Raw genomic sequence first — 20,166 nt, 5'->3', positions numbered from 1 at the left:
ACATACTTACCTTAATTGACAAAAAAAGAGAAACTTTAAATGATATTCCCATCCAATTCGAATCAACTTTTTGATCCATCGAAAAAGATTAGAAATAACTTTTAAAGTTTCTCTACATGATTATCCTACATAGGTTAATTTTTCCTTATTTCTAAACACGGTGTCAATCGTTCCGCCGCCAAGGCATTCTTCTCCTTGATAAAATACAACGGCTTGCCCTGGTGTAATTGCACGTATCGGTTCATGGAAAATAACTTTTACTTTGTTATCATCCAAACGTTCAACGGTTACTTTATTATCAGGCTGACGATATCTAAATTTAGCTGTACATTCAAAAGTTTCGGAAGCAGCGTCAGGTGAAACCCAGCTGACATCTGTTGCAATAATGCTGTCCGAATACAATAATTCATGGTGAAAACCTTGACCTACATATAAAACGTTTCTTTGTAAATCTTTTCCGATTACAAACCAAGGATCACCGCTCCCACCAATTCCTAAACCATGTCTTTGACCAATCGTATAATACATTAATCCGTCATGACGTCCGACAACTTTCCCATCAAATGTTTCCATATTCCCTTTTTGCGCAGGCAAATAGCCGCTTAAAAACTCTTTGAAGTTCCGTTCGCCGATAAAGCATATGCCGGTGCTGTCTTTTTTAGTTGCTGTTGCCAAGTTTGCTTTTGCAGCTAATTCGCGCACCTTTGCTTTTTCTATATTGCCGATTGGAAACATTACTTTGCTTAATTGTTCTTCCGTTAACTGATTTAAAAAATATGTTTGGTCTTTATTTTCATCTTTTCCACGCAGCATTCGAACTTTGCCGTTTTCTCTGACAACTTGTGCATAATGCCCTGTTGCTAAATAGTCAGCTCCTAAATTCATCGCATGTTCAAGAAATGCTTTAAATTTAATTTCTTTGTTGCATATGACATCTGGGTTAGGTGTTCTTCCTGCTTTGTATTCATCAAGAAAATACGTAAACACTTTATCCCAATACTGCTTTTCAAAGTTAACTGCATAATATGGAATTCCTATTTGGTTGCAAACACGGATAACGTCTTCATAATCCTCCGTCGCTGTACATACACCAAACTCATCCGTATCATCCCAGTTTTTCATAAAAATGCCGATCACATCATATCCTTGCTCTTTTAAAAGCAGTGCGGCAACAGAGGAGTCGACTCCCCCGGACATACCTACCACTACTCTTGTATCTTTTGGTGCTTTTTCCATTTCTATCCCCCTTATGCCTTTCTAACCCTATATAAATAAAACATTATTTTTTTGCAGTCTAAGACAATAGATTATCACTTCGTTAATCTTTGGACAATCTTTGCTAATTCCTGACCAACTTTTTCAATTTGTTCTTCCGTATTGTATAGTCCAAAACTAAAACGAATCGAGTTTTTCGTTCTCTCTGAATTTTCTCCAAACATGCTGACTAACACATGAGATGGTTCAACCGATCCTGCCGTACATGCAGATCCACTCGATGCAGCGATACCAGCTAAATCTAGATTCACTAACATTGCCTCCACATTAGTTCCAGGAAAACTTAAGTTTAAAACATGAGGCAATGATTTATCAACTAATCCGTTTTGTTCATAAGTAATTTTGTGATCGGTTAATTGTTGTAAAAGTATCTTTTTATACGTTTTAAGCTGCTCTCTTTTTTGTTGTCTTTCGTTTTGAGCTATCTCGACCGCTAGCTGAAATCCTGCGACTGCAGGAACATTTTCTGTACCTGCTCTTCTTTTGCGCTCCTGCTCTCCTCCGTAAAAGCGTGGGGAAAGGCTTATGCCACTTTCCATATATAAAAATCCGATTCCTTTTGGTCCATTAATTTTATGCGAGGAAACTGATAATAAATTAATATGCTGTTCTTTTACATCTATCTCTTCTAATCCGTATGCTTGAACGGCGTCAGTGTGAAAAATTGCTTGATGGTCCTTTATTAATTCGCCTATTTCTTTTATTGGCTGAATCGCACCAACCTCATTATTCCCGTACATAATCGTAACAAGAATTGTATCCTCTCTTAATGCTTCTTTCAGGTCATTTAGATTGATGACCCCAAATTCATTTACTGGTAGATACGTCACTTCAAACCCTTGTTTCTCCAGCTGTTGACAAGTATGCAAAATAGCATGGTGTTCAATTTGTGTCGTAATAATATGCTTTCCATTTTCACTATAGCTTTCTGCCACTCCAAAAATCGCATGATTATCCGCTTCTGTTCCGCCGCTTGTAAATATAATTTCCGTTGCTTTAGCGCCAATACTGGCTGCTAAAGAAGCTCTAGCATCGTCGATAATATTTCTCGCATTTCTTCCAAACGAATGGATACTAGATGGATTTCCGTAACATTCATTCATCACATGATATACTTTATCTATTACTTTTGGATGCATGGGAGCTGTTGCCGCATGATCCACATAAATTCGTTCCAATTCTTTCACCTACTACTTAAAAGTTTAGTTAAAAGAGATGTTCATATCCACCAAATGAAAGCCTCTGAGCTTAAATATAAAACATATAGGTGTCTGTATCACCCTCTTCTTGATAGTTCGCTAAATCTTCAATCGTTGTGCTGTCTAACACATTCTTAACCGCATCTCTTATTTTCATCCATAATGCTTTTTTTGCAGGCTCTTCATCCTCAATTCCTTCCACTGGACTAATTGGCCCTTCAAGTGTTCGAATAATATCACCTGCTGTAATATTTTTCGGATCATCTCCTAAAACATAACCACCATACGCTCCTCGAATACTCCTTACAAATCCAGCATTTCTTAAAGGTGCTACTAATTGCTCCAAATAATGTTCCGATAAATCATTTGTTTGTGCGATCGATTTAAGCGAAATTGGTCCCTCACCATGTTTTTTTGCAAGCTCCATCATAATAGTTAGTCCGTAACGACCTTTTGTCGAAATTTTCATTATGTTTCCCCCTATATGGTTTATTGAAGTTTTTTTATTGTAATAGTTAATAAAGAACAAAAAAGCCGGTGATCATCCAGCTCCTCATTGTAAAACTAAATCAAAAAACAATTTATTCGCTGGGCTTTGTTAAACTTGCCTGTTTGATTGCAGCGAGATGCGTTCGTTTTCCGCGGGCGGTCCGGGATCCTACTCAGCGCTGTACGGAGGTCACTGAAAAAGTGAATGCTATAATATATAGGTAGTGACAATCCAAGCAACGCAGAGGTTTTCGTTCGGTTTTCCGAGGCTTACCAAAATGATGGTCGTTTTCAAACTCTCCATACCATTTTTATCCTAATAAATTAAAGTGTTTCACCTATAATTTATCTAATAAAACACTTTTTCAGTGCCGTCGTTGTGCGCCTGTGGGGTCTCCATCTGACTCGCTTTTTCTGCAGGAGTTTCACGCCTGGAACGAAAATCAACATAGTGCCAAAATCAATAATGAGCTTAACATAGCCATTCACTAAAATATAGTGATTTCTTTTATATACAAGTAATCTGATAGACAGAGAAGATTATAGCATATTTATGGGTTCTTTGCCTTATTTGCTATACTATATTGTTCATTATTAATACTTTATATCCTATCTATTCAATAGGATATCATATTTTTTATTATTTTTTCCTTTTTCAGCTCATATTTGTTGATGCTGTTTTTATCGTCCTATTCTTTTTTACAAAAACTGCTATCCAATTGACAGCAGTTTTTTATAAATAGTATGTAGTTTTAAAGTAATCGAAAACATTTGTCGAGTGCCCAAACTATTTGTTTACTAATTTTAATGTTGCCATGGCCATAATTTTTATTCCATTTAACAGACTGTCTAACTGAAAGGTCATTTCCGGATGGTGAAGTCCTGGCAGCAAATCGGTTCCTAGTCCTATCATGGTTGCTTGTAATTGCTGATTTTTCTGCGGGTAGAAATGAAAATCTTCTCCACCTGGTGTGACAGGCGGCAATACAATATTCTCAGGTCCAAGCATTTCTTTAATACTATCGCCGACCACTTCTTCCATAAACTCATTTGGCTGAGCGGCAACCATTCCTGATATTCTTTCGACTTCTACTTTCGCACCATTTGCTTCGCCAGCACTTTGGATGCTTCGGTTTACTTTTTCCAACAAATCTTCCATCGCTTCATTTGTTTGCGCTCTTACATCTACACCAAATTCTGCATAATCAGGAATAATATTATAATTTTTCCCACCTGCCTGGGCAAAGGTCATTTTTACGGTCGCCGGGATGACAGGATTAACAGGAATGGAACGGATAGCTGCATTAATAGCGGTTAAACTGTCAATCACATTGACTCCTAAATGATGGCGAGCTCCATGTGCCTGCACCCCATATATTTTTCCTTTTAAAATGGCTGCAGCACCATGATAAATAGCAGGAGACGCTTTACCAAAAGGCATTTCTTGAATCGGTCTCAAATGTAAACCGATTAAATAATCTATATCGTCCATCACGCCTTTTTGAATAAGCGATAACGCCCCATCACCTGTTTCCTCCGCAGGTTGAAAAATGCTTTTAATCGTTCCGGTTGGCTTCACACCTAATTCTTTTAAACATTTTAATGTAAAAAGCAAGATGGTCATATGGGCATCATGACCGCAAGAATGATTGGCTTTCCACTCTCCATTCACATTTTGCCATAATGCATCCATATCCGTTCTTAAACCAATAACAGGTCCATCGCTTTTCCCCCAAAGCCCAATTACACCCGTTTGGTCAGCAAAACGCTCATAAGGAATTTCCAGGCTGTCCAACTGCTTGCAAATAAAATCCGTCGCCTTTTTCTCTTCCCAGCTAATCTCTCCATTTTCATGCAAATAGTGATACATTGCTTTTATTTCTTGTTCTCGTTCCTCTACCCATGCTTTTATTTTCTCCTGCATATATTACCTCCGTTTTTTCACAATATAATAATTAACAGACTCTGCTGTTTTTTGAAAATCAACAATTTTATAGCTTAATTATTTTCATATACTTTTCTATCTAATAAGCATTTGCGAATAACTGCTTCATTTAACTCATAACCTATGCCAGCAATTTCTGGAACTGCAATTGTTCCCAGAGCGGATAATTCAACTTCTGGAGTGATAATATCCTCCTTCCAATAACGGTTAGAAGCTGAGGTATCTCCTGCAATCGTAAAATTGGCCAACGAGGTAATCGCAATATTATGGGCTCGGCCAATTCCTGCTTCTAACATACCTCCGCACCATACCGGCATATGATGCTGTTGACAAATATCATGAATCTTTTTCGCTTCAGTTAATCCGCCAACACGCCCTATTTTTATATTAATAATTTGGCAGCTTTCCATTTCAATCGCTTTGCGGACATCTTCGGCAGAATGAATACTTTCGTCTAAACAAATAGGTGTGGTCATTTGTTTTTGCAACGTTGCATGATCAATCATATCGTCATATGCAAGAGGCTGTTCGATCATTAGTAACTTTAATGAATCCAGCTCTTTTAATGTTTCTACGTCTTTTAGTGTGTACGCAGAATTCGCATCTGCCATCAATGGGATATCATATCCGAATTTTTCTCTAATTCTCGTTAGTGGTTCGATATCGTAACCAGGTTTTATTTTCACTTTTATTTTTTTATATCCTTCTGATAGAAACCTTTCTACCTTTGTTAGTAAATCATCTATTGATTTTTCAATGCCAATGCTGACACCAACATCAATGGTTTTATTTGTTCCTCCAAGCGCTTTTGCCAGAGAAATACCCTGCTTTTTGCTGTAAAGATCCCAAACAGCGCCTTCCAACGCAGCTTTTGCCATATTATTTCTCCTAATTGGTGCAAAGATCGCAGAAACATCATCTGGATGCTCTATCTTGTTGCTAAATAATAATGGAATTAAAAATTCGTCTAGCATATACGAAATAGTGCCAGTTGTTTCTTCACTATAAGTCGGATTTGGGAGGGCAACTGACTCCCCATATCCAATTTGTTCCCCACTGTGCATTCGTATAATTAAAAAATCTTTTTCAAACAAGTTCCCAAAGCTTGTTTCAAATGGATGCAGCAACGGCATTTTCACATGTTCTAACACTATTTTTTCTATATTCATTTTGGTCACTTCCTAGCAATAGCTTATTAATTAATTTTAACAACTTTTTGAATAGTTTGTAAATTATTTATTTCGACTTTCGAAAATAATTTCCCCATTAAAAAATGGGCCTGTTCAAGATCAGCCCATACATTTTTTACTTACTAGTTTTCTTCCCGTAACTTTGTCAATTTTTCATAAATGGCGCCAAGCTTTTTCTCTTCTCCTGCTTCTGTGGGATGATAGTACTGTGTGCCTTTTAAATTTTCTGGCAAATAATCTTGCTTCACCCAGCCGCCAAAAGTTCCAATCGGAAAATCATGTGGATACACATAACCGATATGTCCTAACGCTTTGGAACCGGCATAGTGGCCGTCTCGTAAATGCATCGGAATGTCGCCAACCTTGCCTGCATGAATAGCAGCAATTGCATTATCTAATGCTTTATAAGCAGCGTTTGATTTGGAGGAAAGACACATTTCCACCACTGCTACCGAAAGAGGTATTCTTGCTTCTGGCAATCCAAGCCGTTCACTCGCTGTAACCGCTGCTAATACATTGTTTCCGACAGAAGTTTTCGCAAGGCCAATATCTTCATAGGCAATAACTAATAACCGTCGATTGAGGGCAACTAAATCGCCTGTTTCTATTAAATGGGCTAAATAGTAAAGCGCCGCATCTACATCACTGCCTCTGATGCTTTTTTGTAAACTGGATAAAAGGTTATAAAAATGCGATCCCTTTTTATCACCAAATACGCCGACTTTCTCAAGCATTTGCGCTACCGTTTCGTCTTTTACTATATATGTATCTTCTTTTTTGTCGGATGAGTAGACAATCGATTCTAATAGAGTCAATGCTTTTCTAGCATCTCCATTTGTTCCTAATGCAATATTCGTTATTTGCTCTTTTGTGATGGCAATATCAAGGCTTCCCAATCCTTTTTCTTTATCCTCGATGGCACGATGCAATAATTCTTCAATATCTTCTGCTGTTAAGCGCTTTAATTGCTTGATTTGTCCACACCGGCTTCTAATCGCAGGATTGACATCGTGGTAAGGATTCTCCGTTGTTGCTCCTATCAGAATAATATCACCACGCTCCACATGGGGGAGGAGATAATCTTGCTGCGCCTTATTAAAACGATGAATTTCATCTAAAAATAAAATCACTTTTCCCGTTAATCTCGCCTCATCAACAACATGTTCCACATCTTTTTTTCCCGCTGTTGTTGCATTTAATGCAATAAACGGTAGCTTCGTTGTCCCTGCAATCGCAAAAGCAATCGACGTCTTGCCAATCCCTGGTTCACCATATAATAGCATGGAAGGAACAAAGCCATTTTTTAGCATTTTATATAAACTTGTCTGTTTCCCGATTACTTCTTTTTGTCCGACTACTTCCTCGATTGTAGTTGGTCTCATTCGATAGGCAAGTGGTTCACCGTTCATTTTATAACACCTTCTTATCACACTTCTTACCTATAATTATAGCGGAAAAAGACGTGAAAAAGAAAATAAGTGCGTTTATTTGGGAAGAATTGAGGAGATTTGTTGCTGCCACAACCGTGTTTTTTCGGCATCCATTTGGTTTTCTGCTGACGTTTATTTTTTCTTTCATTGCACACTTTTTCCCACCGTCATCCTCTATTTCCCACGCTCCTGTCTAGGTGTTATAATCTCTTTACTTTCCCCACCAAGAGGCATGATGTCTCCTCTATCGCTTTTAAAATACAGAGGCAGCCCTTCACTTAAATACATGCTCGTTTTTGCAGGGTTTTGTCTTTGATGATGAATGTGTAAATGTGGTTCACTGGAAGAACCAGAGTTTCCTACTTTAGCTAAAGGCGTGCCAACATCTACTAATTGACCTTCTTTCACCATTATCGAATCCTTTTTAATATGCGCCAGCACTAAATAAGTTTTCGTTTCTTGTATTTTAATAAAAATATAGTTTCCCATCATTGTCTTTTTTTCTTCCTTGCCTGGGGTACTATCCTTTTCTTGATCATATACACCTATTATTGTTCCTTTAACAGGAGATATAATCTCTTTATTAAAAACGCCATAATCTGTAAGTTTCTTCGAATGAATAGAATGAGGCTTCATAATTAAATCATACGCCCATCTTTCAAAAGGAACCTTTACATGTGGGTTGTTCGTACTCATTGTATCTCCACCCCAGCCAACGATAACGTCTTCAGAAAATGGAGAATAAATGGAGACTTGCGGTTTGGTATGTTCTATTTTTGCTGGATATTGTAGACTTCCAATATTTAAAAACCAGCAAAAAGGCCAAGCCATCACCATAAATAAAAGGAAAAAACCGAGAAAGCTACTTGTTACTTTTTTACGTCTCACAAGCTTGATAATAAAAAGAACGAATAATATGAATAAAACAAGGATGCCGATCAAACTCCCGCCTAGTATCCCCCACCAACTGACAACTCCAACTATTCCACCGATAAAGTAGGCACTAATCCATTCAGCGATTAGAATCAATGCAATTATAGCCATCCCTATCATTTTTCCTTTCACCTATTTTCACTCCCTTGATAAATGTTGCTTTTTCGATTTCAAAAACGTGCGCTTATCGAAAATCATAATAGGCTGAGCAGCTCTTACATTCTACTCAGCCTATTTCCCTTACTACAAATACCTTTTATCCTGCCACATCCCTTTTCTTAAATACATAAAAGGCAAGAATATGAAACAGCAAGAAGTAAATTACGAGCATCATAATGGAAAAGTTTAATGTCATTCCTCTTACTATTGGAGTTCCCTCAAAGTATTGGGTTAGATCTGTATTAGCAAATAAAATATATTTAGCCCATTCAAATCGGTTTGCTAACATAAAGGTAACAGTAGTTCCCATAAACATTAAAAAAATTGAAATGCCGATTGCCAGTGAACTGTTTCTAAATACAGTAGAAATCATAAACGCCATCGTTGTCAGCATCAACACACCAATTGAATTAAGTCCATAAAAAATAAGTAAGTGAACTACGATATTTTGTTCTTTTACAACGCCATCATAATAGTTTAAATACGGATAAGCCTGCTCCGGGAAGCCAAATAATAAGGCACCAAGGATAAACGAAAAACCAAATAAAAGAACCAGCATAAAGCATCCAAATAAAACAACGGTAATATACTTGGACAACAGTAATTTCGCTCTGCTAATAGGGCGAATCAATAACAGCTTCACCGTTCCCCAGTTAAATTCATTGGCGACAATTCCTGCCGCAATAATAATCGTAAATAATCCTGCAAGTATAATAAACTTTGATCCATCTGCAACAAAATTCCAAACAGAATAATCAGCATTTGTAGAAATATCATGTGCGATTCGATACTCATTAACTGCAATCGTTCTTTTATTAAAATTTTCTGTTCCTGCTGGCAGCTCTTCATTTTTCAACTCTTCTTTTAATCGTTTGTTTTCCAGCTCTAATCCATGTTTCCAATTATCATTATCTGGAACCGTTAAGCCACTATCTTGATATTTTACAATGCCTCCAGCTACCGCCACAATCAATAGTAGAATGAGTGCCATCACAATCGTTGCAGGACGTTTCCAAATTTTCATCCATTCATTCCGAACAAGCTGAATCATCTATTCTCCCTCCCTTAAACTCGTTACTTCTAAGAAACGATCTTCTAATGTTTTCGAAATTTCTTTTACGCCGTAAATCTTGACATCATTTACTGCTAGCTGTTTTATCATTTCAGGCAAATCTTCTCTTGTTATTGGTGCTTCTATTCCTTTTTCAGTTGTAGCAACGACTTTCACTTCTGGCATGCTTTTACCGATTATTTCTGCAACCAGGTCCGGATTATCTACTTCTATTTCATACATCTTCTCTTTTGTATCCACAAAATCTTTTACTAATTGGACATCGACTAACTGTCCATTTTGAATAATGCCAATGCGGTCACACATCATTTCCATTTCTGATAATAAGTGACTTGATACAATGACGGCCATATTCCGTTCTCTTGCCAGCATTCGTAAATGATCTCTAATTTCACGAATTCCCGCTGGATCTAAACCATTTGTCGGTTCATCCAGTATAAGCACTTTTGGATCATGCAAAAGACTTTGAGCAAGTCCTAGCCTCTGCCTCATTCCAAGAGAATACGTTTTTACCTTATCGTGAATACGATCTTTTAATCCAACTAACTCGACGACTTCCATGATTTTTTCGTTTGTAATTCCTTTCGTCATCCGAGCATAATGAATAAGATTTTGATAGCCGCTTAAAAACTTATACATCTCTGGATTCTCAACGATTGCACCAACATGCTGAACTGCTTTTTCAAAGTTTTTGCGAACACTTTCTTTACAAATAAGAATATCGCCTTCACTCATGCAGATTAAGCCAACAATCATTCGAATCGTTGTCGTTTTCCCTGCACCATTCGGTCCTAAAAAACCAAATACTTCTCCAGCTTCTACATTAAAACTTAACGAGTCAATAATCTTTTTTCCTTTAATAACTTTGGAAACATTTTTTAATTCTACTATGCTTGTCATTTGATTCACCTTCCAATCATCCTATAATGAATGCTTTATATTTTCCTTTAACCACTCTACCACAGTTTGGCCTTTCTCTTCTCTTAACTGATCGACAGAAAATTGACCAACAATTTTGCCATTATTGATTGCGATTACTTCATCAAGAATTGGTTCCATTTCCGCTATTTCATGTGTTGCAATGATGACTGTCTGCTCTTCAAAATCGATAAAGGTTAATATCCCTTTTACTATCGATTCCCTTACCATTGGATCTAGTCCAGAAAATGGTTCATCTAATAAAAGGACTGGCACTTTTCGACTTAAGCTGATGACTAGCTTTAATCTTCCTCTGTTTCCTTTAGACAAGTTTTTAATTTTTTTAGCGGGGTCAAGCTGCATAAATGTTAACAGCTCTTTTGCTTTTTCTTGCTGGAAATCAGGAAACTGCGAAGCGGAGAACTCCATTATATCCTTTACAGTAAAGCCATCATAAAACATATCTAATTCAGTTAAATAAGAAACATCGCTTGCAATCTTCCGGGTTGCCTTTTTATCGTTTACGAAAACATGACCCGAAGTCGGCTGGACTAATCCAGCAATCATTTTTAATGTTGTTGATTTTCCGCTGCCGTTAGCGCCTACTAGTCCGTATATTTTTCCTTTTTCCAATTGCAGCTCTACGTTTTCCAACGCTGTTTCTTTCCCGTATTTTTTCGAAACGTGCTGAAATATAATCACTAATTATCCCCCTTTCTTACTTTCAAATACAATGTTAGCTGATCGATCATTTCGGTTTCGGTCATTCCCAACTCCTTCATTTTAGAAAAAAATTGATCAATTATTTCAAATTGAAGCTGCTTTTTCATTTCATCAAGTATCCTTTCATCTACCGTAATAAACGTACCTTGGCCCCTTTTTGTTTCAACGATTTGCATCCTTTCCAATTCACTGTACGTCCTTTGAATTGTATTTGGATTAACACCTGATTCAATGGCCATCTCCCTAACAGAAGGCAATTTTTGTCCTGATATTAATTCATTTCGGGCAACTTGCAGCATAATTTTATCGACAATTTGCAAGTATATTGGTCTTGCTGCATGATAGTCTTCTGCCATATATGGTTACACCTCCACTTTTCTGTCCAATAACCAGGAAGAAATAAAAAATAGAATAATTGTAATACAAAGATAGCCTGCGATGACAACAAGAGAAACTTCTGTAGACTCGATGCTGGTACTAAAGGAACCTTCACTTCCTTGAAACTGCAGCGCATTTCCGATCTTAATAACACCGATTTGCTTCAGCTCTTTGATAAACGATAATTTATCTAGAAAATTAGTAACGGCTTCCCAAGCATTCCACATGAGAAAGAGAAGCAGCCATCTAATTTTTTTCAGCCAAGTAATTTTGGCTAAAGAGTGATAAATAACCCAGTAAAAAATACCCCAAATACTCATAAAGTCAGATATAGAAAGAATAAAAATTCCCATAAACAGTAATTCAGTACGAGTAAAAATTAGATTCATTTGATCTGACATCCTTAGACAGATGGTTGCAAAGAGGATACTAATGGTAAGAGAAATAACTGCGAAAATGAAACTAGACAATATTTTAGACAAAAGTAATAGTATACTGCTGTTTGGATTATGAAGCCATAATTGTGTTTTTCCTTCAACCCGCAAGCTACTATAAATAGATAACGGAAGATAAATAACATGTGCTCCAACTAAACCAAAAGCAAAAACTGCTACAATATCAAATTTTTGATAATATCCAGAAAATCCAAATCCAGTCGCAATCATAATTGCCATCATGATTAAAAACGTATAAAACATCGTTTTGGAGAGCTTTAAATCTTTTTTTAACAACCCTTTAAAAGCCTTCATTATTTTCCCCCAATAATTAATGTATTAGTGTACTATTTAAATAGTACACTAATACATTAATTATCGTCAATAGATATTTGTAATAATATCCATTTTTTCCTCTAATCTGGTTCAGACTCTTCAAATAACGAGATTTTGAAGATTTTTGCAGAAAAATAGCTAAATAAGAAAAACTGAAACAATGGATGCTCGATTGTCTTAAGCAATAAAAAAACCTCCTTATACGCAAGGAGGTTTCCATTTACTTTTCATCTTTTACTCTAATTATATTAATATCTCCCAACAGCTCTTTCACGACATGGCTTGCCATAATTAGCCCAGCAACTGACGGGACAAACGCATTGGAAGATGGCGGCATTTTTGCTTTGCGAATGGCGGCATCCTCTTTTCCGACCACTTTTCGAATATCTTCGCGAATGACAATTGGACTTTCATCGGAAAAAACAACTGGGATTCCTTTGCGAATTCCTTCTTTTCTTAACCGTGTACGAACAACTTTTGCAATCGGATCCGTATGTGTTTTACTTATATCTGCTATTTGAAAACGAGTCGGATCCATTTTATTAGCAGCCCCCATACTGGAGATAATCGGAATATTTCGTTGTAAACACTCTTTCATCAAATGAATTTTGTAGCTTATCGTATCAGAAGCATCTACCACATAGTCTAAGCCGTATGCAAAAATTTCTTCATATGTCTCTTCCGTATAAAACATTTTTAATGCAATTACTTCGCATTCTGGGTTTATATCAGCTATTCTTTCTTTCATAATGTCTACTTTTGGGCGGCCAACTGTAGATAATAAAGCAATGATTTGACGGTTCACATTCGTAATATCGACATCATCTTTATCGATTAAGATTATTTTCCCAACTCCAGTTCTGGCAAGCGCTTCTGCCGCAAACGACCCAACTCCGCCAATTCCTAATACAGCTACTGTACTGTTTTTCAACTGATCCAAGCCTTCTTTTCCTATCGCTAATTCATTCCTTGAAAATTGATGCAACATTTATTTTTCAACTCCATCTATTTTTGTTCTCATAAATACTAAGTATAGATTAGATAGTTACTATCCTTATTTTATATCATCTAAACCCGCAACATCTTTTGTAATATATCATAATTTTCATGGTGCTACTACCTTCTACTAATTATACCTATTTTTTATAACACAAAAGAGGTGGTATTGTCGAAAAATCTACAATACCACCTCTTTTCATTACTTATCTTTTTTACTTAAATTTAACGCAAGATGCAATTCATTTAATTGATTTTCACTTACTTCACCTGGTGCATTTGTCATTAAGCAGCTTGCACTTGCTGTTTTTGGGAAGGCAATCGTATCACGAAGATTTGTTTTGCCTGACAATAGCATAATTAAACGGTCTAAACCAATCGCAATTCCCCCGTGTGGTGGTGTTCCGTATTCGAATGCATCTAATAAGAAACCAAATTGCTCATATGCTTCTTCTTGTGAAAAGCCTAAATGGCTAAACATTTTTTCTTGTATATGCTTTTCAAAAATACGCAATGATCCTCCGCCAAGCTCATATCCATTTAAGACAATATCATATGCTTGCGCTTTTACTTGCTTCGGATTTGTATCTAGTAATTCGATGTCTTCTCTTTGCGGCATTGTAAATGGATGATGCGCTGCGTAGAAACGGCCTTCTTCTTCGTCGAATTCAAATAATGGCCAGTCTGTCACCCATAAGAAATTAAACTTGCTTTCGTCAATTAATTGTAATTCTTTTGCAAGTTTTAAACGAAGCGTACCTAAGCTATCCGCAACAATATTTGTTTTATCTGCAACAAATAATAGTAAGTCGCCGCTTTCAATCGAAAGTGCTGATGCCATTGCCTTTTGTTCTTCTTCGGAAATAAATTTAGCGATTGGACCTTTAAGGCCTTCTTCATCAGCTTTTAACCATGCTAACCCTTTTGCACCGTATACTTTTACAAATTCAGTTAACGCATCAATATCTTTACGTGAATATTTGTCGCTAGCGTTCTTCACATTAATTGCTTTCACTTGACCGCCTGTTTCAACTGCAGCTGCAAACACTTTAAAACTTGAATCTTTGACGATTTCGGAAAGATTCACTAGTTCCATGTCAAAACGAGTATCTGGTTTATCTGAACCATATCTGCTCATCGCTTCATCATAAGGCATTCTTGGGAATGGCAGCGCAACGTCTATTCCCTTCACTTCTTTCATAATTCGTGCCATCATCTTTTCCATCATTTTCATAATGTCTTCTTGACTCATAAAGCTTGTTTCAATATCGAGCTGAGTAAATTCAGGCTGACGATCTGCGCGCAAATCTTCGTCGCGGAAGCAGCGAGCAATTTGATAATAGCGTTCAATTCCACCGACCATTAATAATTGTTTAAAAAGCTGCGGCGACTGAGGAAGGGCATAAAACTCACCTTCATGAACACGACTTGGTACAAGATAATCCCTTGCCCCTTCTGGTGTGCTTTTCTGTAAGATTGGTGTTTCAATATCTAAAAAGCCTTCTGCATCTAAAAAGTCTCTCATCACTTTCGTTACTTGATGACGCATTTTAAATGTTTCAAACATAGCTGGTCTTCTTAAATCTAAATAACGGTATTTCAACCTTACATCTTCTGCTACTTCCGTTTTATCTTCTATAGCAAACGGCGGTGTTTTTGATTCATTTAAAATCGTAATACCTTCGACGAAAATTTCAATTTTGCCAGTTTCCAACTTGTCATTAATCGTGTTTTCTTGTCTAGCAACTACTTTTCCTTTAATATCAAGCACAAATTCATTACGAACTTTGTCTGCAATTTCAATGGCTTCTTTATTCACTTCTGGATTAAAAACAATTTGTACGATACCTGTACGGTCTCTTAAATCAATAAAAATAAGTCCCCCAAGATCACGTCTTCTCTGCACCCAACCTTTTAAGACAACACTTTCTCCAATAGCAGCTTCTGTTACTTCGCCGCAATAATACGTTCTACCAAACATCTTGAATCCTCCTAAAACTCTACTCTATTTTTATTAATATGCTGAAAAATCTTTTAAAGCATCTACTAGATTTTTTAATTCTATTTCTTTTTGTTCGCCTGTTTCTAATGACTTTACGTTAATTTTATTGTTTTGCAATTCATCTTCCCCTAGTACTGCAACATACTTGGCACAAAGACGATCCGCCGCTTTAAACTGGCCTTTTATTTTTCGATTTAAATAATCTCTTTCAGCAGAGAAACCAGCTTGTCGCAAAGTATTAAGAAGGCCGACTGTATAGTCCTTTGCTTCTTCTCCTAATGAAACAAGAAAAACATCAATCGTTTTTTCGATCGGTAATTCAATATTTTCTGCTTTTAGGGATGCAAGCAATCGTTCAATACTCATCGCAAACCCAATTCCCGGTGCTTCTGGTCCATCTAATTCTTCTGTTAAGCCATCATATCTGCCGCCGCCGCAAAGTGTCGTGATCGCACCAAATCCTTCTGCTTCACTCATAATTTCAAAGGCAGTATGTTTATAATAATCTAATCCACGAACTAAATTAGAATCCACTACATATGGAATATTTAAAGCCGTTAAATATTTCTGTACTTTTTCAAAATATGCCTGAGATGCTTCATTTAAAAAATCAAGAATCGACGGTGCTGTGTTCATTAATGGATGCTCACGATCTTTTTTACAATCTAATATTCTCATTGGATTTTTTTCTAATCGCGTTTGACAATCATGGCAAAATTCACCGATGCTCGGTTTAAAATGAGCAATCAACGCTTCTCTATGAGCAATTCTACTGTCTTTATCACCAAGGCTGTTTACTACTAGCTTTAGTTTCGAAAGACCTAAGCTTTCATATACGGAAAACGCCAGTGCCATTACCTCTGCATCAATTGCCGGATCATTGCTTCCGATCGCTTCCACGCCAAACTGAACAAACTGGCGGAATCGTCCTGCCTGCGGACGTTCATAACGAAACATTGGTCCGCAATAATAAAGTTTAATTGGCTGATTAGCATATCCGTGCATTTTATTTTCCACAAATGAGCGAACAACTGAAGCAGTTCCTTCTGGACGTAATGTCAGACTTCTTTCCCCTCTGTCTTGGAATGTGTACATCTCTTTTTGCACAATATCCGTTGTATCCCCAACACTTCTTAAAAATAGTTCTGTATGTTCAAAAACCGGTGTGCGAATTTCATTATATTGAAATCTTTCACAAATTTCTCTTAACTTTTTTTCGATATACTGCCATTTTTCTACTTCACCAGGTAAAATATCCTGCGTTCCTCTAGGTATATTGATTGGCATTTATATGTATCCTCCTTATTCCGCAAATTACACTCATTTTAATGTAGTACCAACTTGTCTAAATGTGTGTTCAAAAAGTCATCAAATTAGAAGCAAACCAACGTAGTGATTCGCCGCTTATCATTTAATGACTTCCCTTTATACAACAAAAAACTCTCGTCCCTTGTATCATTCCATACAAGGGACGAGAGTTTATATCCCGTGGTACCACCCTAATTGAAGATCTTTATCTTCCACTTTGCAGTTAACGCCTGCTAACGTTTCATTCCTACTGAGGCTATTAAAGCGTGTTCAGAAGAAAACCTAAAGAGTGTTCTTTCATTAAGTCATCATGCAGAAATGCTTGCAGCCTAAGGCATTTCCTCTCTTTTCATGTGTTTCTTAATTACTTTTCTCTATCATTGGTTAATTCATCATAACTTATCCATTGTTTAATAATAATGAGGATATATTTTATTGTCAATAGGCTTTTCAGTTTCTTTCTAATTGTTTTTTCAGCTTTTTAACCGCTTCAAGGGATAATCCGAATTCAGAAGCTAATTCAATTGTTATATTTGATTCTTTTTCCATAAAGTCATGAAGATTAACGCCTAATAATTTTGCATCAATTTGATTTACTGCTGAACTTTTTTCTCCAAATCTCAAGAAAATCACCCTTTATTCTTAAAGTTACTTCTATTTTTCCCTAAGCTTAGAAAAAAATTGCCTCATTTCTTATTTTTATTGTCTAATTTTGAAAATAAATACAAGAAAGTTTTTGAAGGAATAAGTAGTTTAAGGCTAGAAAGGTATGTAAATGAGGTTGTTCAAAACTAGGACAAAAAAATCATTGTTTTTTTTTATTTTTATTTCTACTATTAAAGAAAGGAGGTTCTATTGATTGAATACAAGAAAAAACGTCATTTATTTTCTTCTATCTTTATTGATGATTCTATTTTTTCCTACTATGAAAGGAATGGCGGAAAGCAGCCAAACGGTTAGCTCAGCAAGCATTATTAATATAAGAGAAGGCCCAAATACCGATGCAGCTATTATCGGTCAAATGGAAATAAATACAGAATACCCTATTGTTCAAGAACAATCCGATTGGATCGAAATTAACTTACATACAGGAAAAACAGGCTGGGTCGCTAGCTGGCTCGTTTCAAAAAGCAATTCTGGTGATACTTCAACTACTATTCAATCACAAACAGGTTTTGTGAAAGAAAATGGACTTCGCCTGCGAAATGGTCCCGGAACAAACTACCTTGTAATAAACACACTAAGCAAGGATTCTTCTGTAACTATCCTTTCTGAAAATGGTGATTGGATAAAAATTGAAACAGCAGTTGGGACTGGATGGGTACATAAGGAATTTGTCGAAGTTAATGCGGACACCCCACCTGAGGAAACGGATGTGAGCACGAACACCGAGACCGCAACTGTCTCAGAAAAAGAAATAAATGTTCGGAACAGCCCATCCACCACAGGAGATATTATTGGGAAACTTGCAAAAGATTCGATTGTTCATATTGTTTCTCAACAAGGAAATTGGTCGAACATCCAATATTCTGGAAATTCCGCATGGGTAAATAGTGATTATCTCGATTTTGAAAACAAAAAAGAAGATACTGTTGAAAAAAAATCAAACACAAAAATAGCGATTCTTTATAACGGAACCAATATAAGAAGTAATGCCACTGTTCATTCCAATGTAAAATTAGTTGCTAATAAAGGCGATATTTTTCAAACAATTGGAGAAATCGGCGACTGGTATAAGATAGAATTATCAGATGGGGATGTCGGGTATGTTGCAAATTGGATTGTAAAAGAAGCATCTCATCCAATAAAAGAAGCTAATGCAGAACCGAAAAAAGGCGACTTAAAAGACAAAGTAATTGTCATTGACCCCGGACACGGGGGCAAAGATAGTGGAACCATTGGTATATTTGGCACATTAGAAAAAGACTTAACGATCCGTACTGCTCATTTATTGGCAGATAAATTAAAAGCTGCTGGCAGCAATGTCATTTTAACAAGGTCCAATGATAGTTTTCTTTCATTGCAAAATAGGGTGAATTTAAGCAGCAGTTTACATGCTGACGCCTTTATCAGCATTCATTACGATAGTGTCCAAGACCCTACCATCATGGGAATGACGAGCTATTATTATACTTCTTCTCAAAAAGAGCTGGCAAATGAACTGCATGAAAGCATCATTGAAGCGACAAACTTAACCGATCGTGGTGTTAGGCAAAATAATTATTTCGTACTTCGAGAAAATACTCAGCCTGCCACGTTATTAGAGCTAGGCTACTTAAGCAACGCATCAGAAGAGCAGTTAGTAGCGACCCAAAAGTATCAAGAAACCGTTTCAACTGCCATTTATCAAGGATTGGCAAATTATTTTCAATAAACATTAAAGAGTGCTGTCCCTTTTTATTAGGGACAGTTTTTTCTTTTGATTGGCTCAAATAAACGATAATGTTGTTTATGAGAAGGGAATCTGCGAGACTTTCGCTGAAAAACGGGCTGGCAAGACCCCGCAGTGAGGTACGAGCGAGAAGACTTGCTGGTTCGTCCACGTAAAATGCGTAGATTCCCTGACCTTTTGAAAATTAATGCTGTTTTCGTATAGATTGTTGCTTTTAAACGCCGCAGCCTGCATACACTTCGCTTTCCGTGGGCGAGCGTCGAGCCTCCTCGTCGCATACGCTCCTGCGGGGTCTCGTCTTTCTCGCATTCCCACAGGAGTCTACGTGTATGCAGGCTGCTAAGAAACACTTTTCCAAATGTTTTATGTAAAAAACAACAAACTTTGAAAAAACAACCAAAATTAATAATGGAATTTAACAGAGCCTTTTGATTAGAAAAACCATTAGACTTAACCTTTTATTTGCAAAAAAAAATCGTTTTTTAATAAATTAGCTGCTAGAAGCTAACTTGTCCAAAAAAACGATTTTTTTCCTTGTCTCTTTATTTACTTTCTAAAATTAAGGTCACTGGTCCATCATTAATTAAGGATATATCCATCATACTGCCGAACTTGCCGGTTTCAACGAGTAAGCCTTTATTTCTTAATGCTACATTAAATTCATTATATAAATTTTCTGCATATTCAGGTTTAGCTGCATTCATAAAGTTTGGCCTTCTGCCTTTACGTGTATCTCCATATAAGGTAAATTGAGAAATCGATAAAATTGAACCGTCTACTTCTACAATACTCGTATTCATTTTACCTGTCTCATCTTCAAAAACACGTAAACCTGCTATTTTTTCAGCTAAATACTGAACATCCTCTAATGTATCTTCATGGGTGATGCCAACTAGTAGCACATACCCTTTTTGGATACTTCCGACAACTGTTCCGTCCACTTCAACTTTTGCTTTTTTTGCTCTTTGTAAAACGACACGCATTGTT

18 protein-coding genes and 1 other annotated feature are annotated in these 20,166 nt (G+C 36.6%); of the genes, 1 reads left to right on the top strand and 17 read right to left on the bottom strand.

The annotated features are described in order from the left end of the window. Nucleotides 1-120: 120 nt before the first annotated feature. From mnmA to ACTYA4_RS08940, 16 genes are all read right to left on the bottom strand, one after another. Nucleotides 121-1,236, bottom strand: a complete 1,116-nt coding sequence (gene mnmA, locus ACTYA4_RS09015) for a tRNA 2-thiouridine(34) synthase MnmA (RefSeq protein ID WP_443480779.1) — start codon at nt 1,234-1,236, stop codon at nt 121-123. A gap of 74 nt (nt 1,237-1,310) precedes the next feature. Continuing rightward, complete coding sequence (locus ACTYA4_RS09010) at nt 1,311-2,453, bottom strand: cysteine desulfurase family protein (RefSeq protein WP_443480778.1); 1,143 nt, start codon at nt 2,451-2,453, stop codon at nt 1,311-1,313. 70 nt (nt 2,454-2,523) lie between these two features. Beyond that, the gene (cymR, locus tag ACTYA4_RS09005) at nt 2,524-2,943 is read right to left on the bottom strand and encodes a cysteine metabolism transcriptional regulator CymR (protein WP_443480777.1); all 420 of its coding nucleotides are present in this window, start codon (nt 2,941-2,943) and stop codon (nt 2,524-2,526) included. Nucleotides 2,944-3,750: 807 nt separating this feature from the next. Further along, nucleotides 3,751-4,887 carry a M20 peptidase aminoacylase family protein gene (locus ACTYA4_RS09000; RefSeq protein WP_443480776.1) on the bottom strand — a complete coding sequence of 379 codons (1,137 nt, stop codon included), beginning with the start codon at nt 4,885-4,887 and terminating at the stop codon, nt 3,751-3,753. 74 nt (nt 4,888-4,961) lie between these two features. Beyond that, nucleotides 4,962-6,077 (bottom strand): o-succinylbenzoate synthase, encoded by a 1,116-nt coding sequence (gene menC / locus ACTYA4_RS08995; RefSeq protein WP_443480775.1) that lies wholly within the window; start codon nt 6,075-6,077, stop codon nt 4,962-4,964. 143 nt (nt 6,078-6,220) lie between these two features. Further along, nucleotides 6,221-7,507, bottom strand: coding sequence for a replication-associated recombination protein A (locus tag ACTYA4_RS08990; RefSeq protein ID WP_443480774.1), 1,287 nt, complete (start codon nt 7,505-7,507; stop codon nt 6,221-6,223). A gap of 195 nt (nt 7,508-7,702) precedes the next feature. Then, a complete protein-coding gene (locus ACTYA4_RS08985; RefSeq protein WP_443480773.1) occupies nt 7,703-8,593 on the bottom strand; it encodes a M23 family metallopeptidase in 891 nt (296 codons plus the stop codon). Between the two features lie 124 nt (nt 8,594-8,717). After that, nucleotides 8,718-9,671, bottom strand: coding sequence for an ABC transporter permease (locus tag ACTYA4_RS08980; protein ID WP_443480772.1), 954 nt, complete (start codon nt 9,669-9,671; stop codon nt 8,718-8,720). Then, on the bottom strand, nt 9,672-10,592 hold the full coding sequence (locus ACTYA4_RS08975) for an ABC transporter ATP-binding protein (protein WP_443480771.1): 921 nt from the start codon (nt 10,590-10,592) through the stop codon (nt 9,672-9,674). A 21-nt stretch (nt 10,593-10,613) separates the two neighbouring features. Further along, entirely contained in the window at nt 10,614-11,312 is a 699-nt protein-coding gene (locus ACTYA4_RS08970) for an ABC transporter ATP-binding protein (RefSeq protein WP_443480770.1), read from the bottom strand. After that, entirely contained in the window at nt 11,312-11,689 is a 378-nt protein-coding gene (locus ACTYA4_RS08965) for a GntR family transcriptional regulator (protein ID WP_443480769.1), read from the bottom strand. Before ACTYA4_RS08965 ends, ACTYA4_RS08970 begins: the two co-directional genes overlap by 1 nt. Nucleotides 11,690-11,695: 6 nt before the next feature. Next, entirely contained in the window at nt 11,696-12,460 is a 765-nt protein-coding gene (locus ACTYA4_RS08960) for a hypothetical protein (protein ID WP_443480768.1), read from the bottom strand. A gap of 241 nt (nt 12,461-12,701) precedes the next feature. Further along, a complete protein-coding gene (locus ACTYA4_RS08955) occupies nt 12,702-13,469 on the bottom strand; it encodes a tRNA threonylcarbamoyladenosine dehydratase (RefSeq protein ID WP_443480767.1) in 768 nt (255 codons plus the stop codon). Between the two features lie 210 nt (nt 13,470-13,679). Beyond that, complete coding sequence (aspS, locus tag ACTYA4_RS08950) at nt 13,680-15,458, bottom strand: aspartate--tRNA ligase (protein WP_443480766.1); 1,779 nt, start codon at nt 15,456-15,458, stop codon at nt 13,680-13,682. Between the two features lie 33 nt (nt 15,459-15,491). Next, the gene (hisS, locus tag ACTYA4_RS08945; RefSeq protein WP_443480765.1) at nt 15,492-16,766 is read right to left on the bottom strand and encodes a histidine--tRNA ligase; all 1,275 of its coding nucleotides are present in this window, start codon (nt 16,764-16,766) and stop codon (nt 15,492-15,494) included. Nucleotides 16,767-16,943: 177 nt separating this feature from the next. After that, nucleotides 16,944-17,177: a binding site (T-box leader), on the bottom strand. 60 nt (nt 17,178-17,237) lie between these two features. Further along, a complete protein-coding gene (locus ACTYA4_RS08940; protein WP_443480764.1) occupies nt 17,238-17,420 on the bottom strand; it encodes a hypothetical protein in 183 nt (60 codons plus the stop codon). 226 nt (nt 17,421-17,646) lie between these two features. On the opposite strand from ACTYA4_RS08940, the gene ACTYA4_RS08935 reads away from it, so the two are divergent. Then, a complete protein-coding gene (locus ACTYA4_RS08935) occupies nt 17,647-19,161 on the top strand; it encodes an N-acetylmuramoyl-L-alanine amidase family protein (RefSeq protein ID WP_443480763.1) in 1,515 nt (504 codons plus the stop codon). 560 nt (nt 19,162-19,721) lie between these two features. Here ACTYA4_RS08935 and dtd read toward each other — a convergent pair. Continuing rightward, entirely contained in the window at nt 19,722-20,162 is a 441-nt protein-coding gene (dtd, locus tag ACTYA4_RS08930) for a D-aminoacyl-tRNA deacylase (RefSeq protein WP_443480762.1), read from the bottom strand. Between the last annotated feature and the right edge of the window lie 4 nt (nt 20,163-20,166).

This window comes from Niallia yueguangensis, from assembly GCF_052663115.1.
This window is presented reverse-complemented; position numbering and strand designations above follow the sequence as displayed.

What these genes read in the sequence shown, in the direction of transcription:
- ACTYA4_RS08965 (WP_443480769.1), bottom strand. Translation starts at nt 11,689, where the DNA reads ATGGCAGAAGACTATCATGCAGCAAGACCAATATACTTGCAAATTGTC.
- ACTYA4_RS08960 (WP_443480768.1), bottom strand. Translation starts at nt 12,460, where the DNA reads ATGAAGGCTTTTAAAGGGTTGTTAAAAAAAGATTTAAAGCTCTCCAAA.
- mnmA (WP_443480779.1), bottom strand. Translation starts at nt 1,236, where the DNA reads ATGGAAAAAGCACCAAAAGATACAAGAGTAGTGGTAGGTATGTCCGGG.
- ACTYA4_RS08955 (WP_443480767.1), bottom strand. Translation starts at nt 13,469, where the DNA reads ATGTTGCATCAATTTTCAAGGAATGAATTAGCGATAGGAAAAGAAGGC.
- ACTYA4_RS08990 (WP_443480774.1), bottom strand. Translation starts at nt 7,507, where the DNA reads ATGAACGGTGAACCACTTGCCTATCGAATGAGACCAACTACAATCGAG.
- ACTYA4_RS08975 (WP_443480771.1), bottom strand. Translation starts at nt 10,592, where the DNA reads ATGACAAGCATAGTAGAATTAAAAAATGTTTCCAAAGTTATTAAAGGA.
- cymR (WP_443480777.1), bottom strand. Translation starts at nt 2,943, where the DNA reads ATGAAAATTTCGACAAAAGGTCGTTACGGACTAACTATTATGATGGAG.
- aspS (WP_443480766.1), bottom strand. Translation starts at nt 15,458, where the DNA reads ATGTTTGGTAGAACGTATTATTGCGGCGAAGTAACAGAAGCTGCTATT.
- ACTYA4_RS09000 (WP_443480776.1), bottom strand. Translation starts at nt 4,887, where the DNA reads ATGCAGGAGAAAATAAAAGCATGGGTAGAGGAACGAGAACAAGAAATA.
- ACTYA4_RS08980 (WP_443480772.1), bottom strand. Translation starts at nt 9,671, where the DNA reads ATGATTCAGCTTGTTCGGAATGAATGGATGAAAATTTGGAAACGTCCT.
- hisS (WP_443480765.1), bottom strand. Translation starts at nt 16,766, where the DNA reads ATGCCAATCAATATACCTAGAGGAACGCAGGATATTTTACCTGGTGAA.
- menC (WP_443480775.1), bottom strand. Translation starts at nt 6,077, where the DNA reads ATGAATATAGAAAAAATAGTGTTAGAACATGTGAAAATGCCGTTGCTG.
- dtd (WP_443480762.1), bottom strand. Translation starts at nt 20,162, where the DNA reads ATGCGTGTCGTTTTACAAAGAGCAAAAAAAGCAAAAGTTGAAGTGGAC.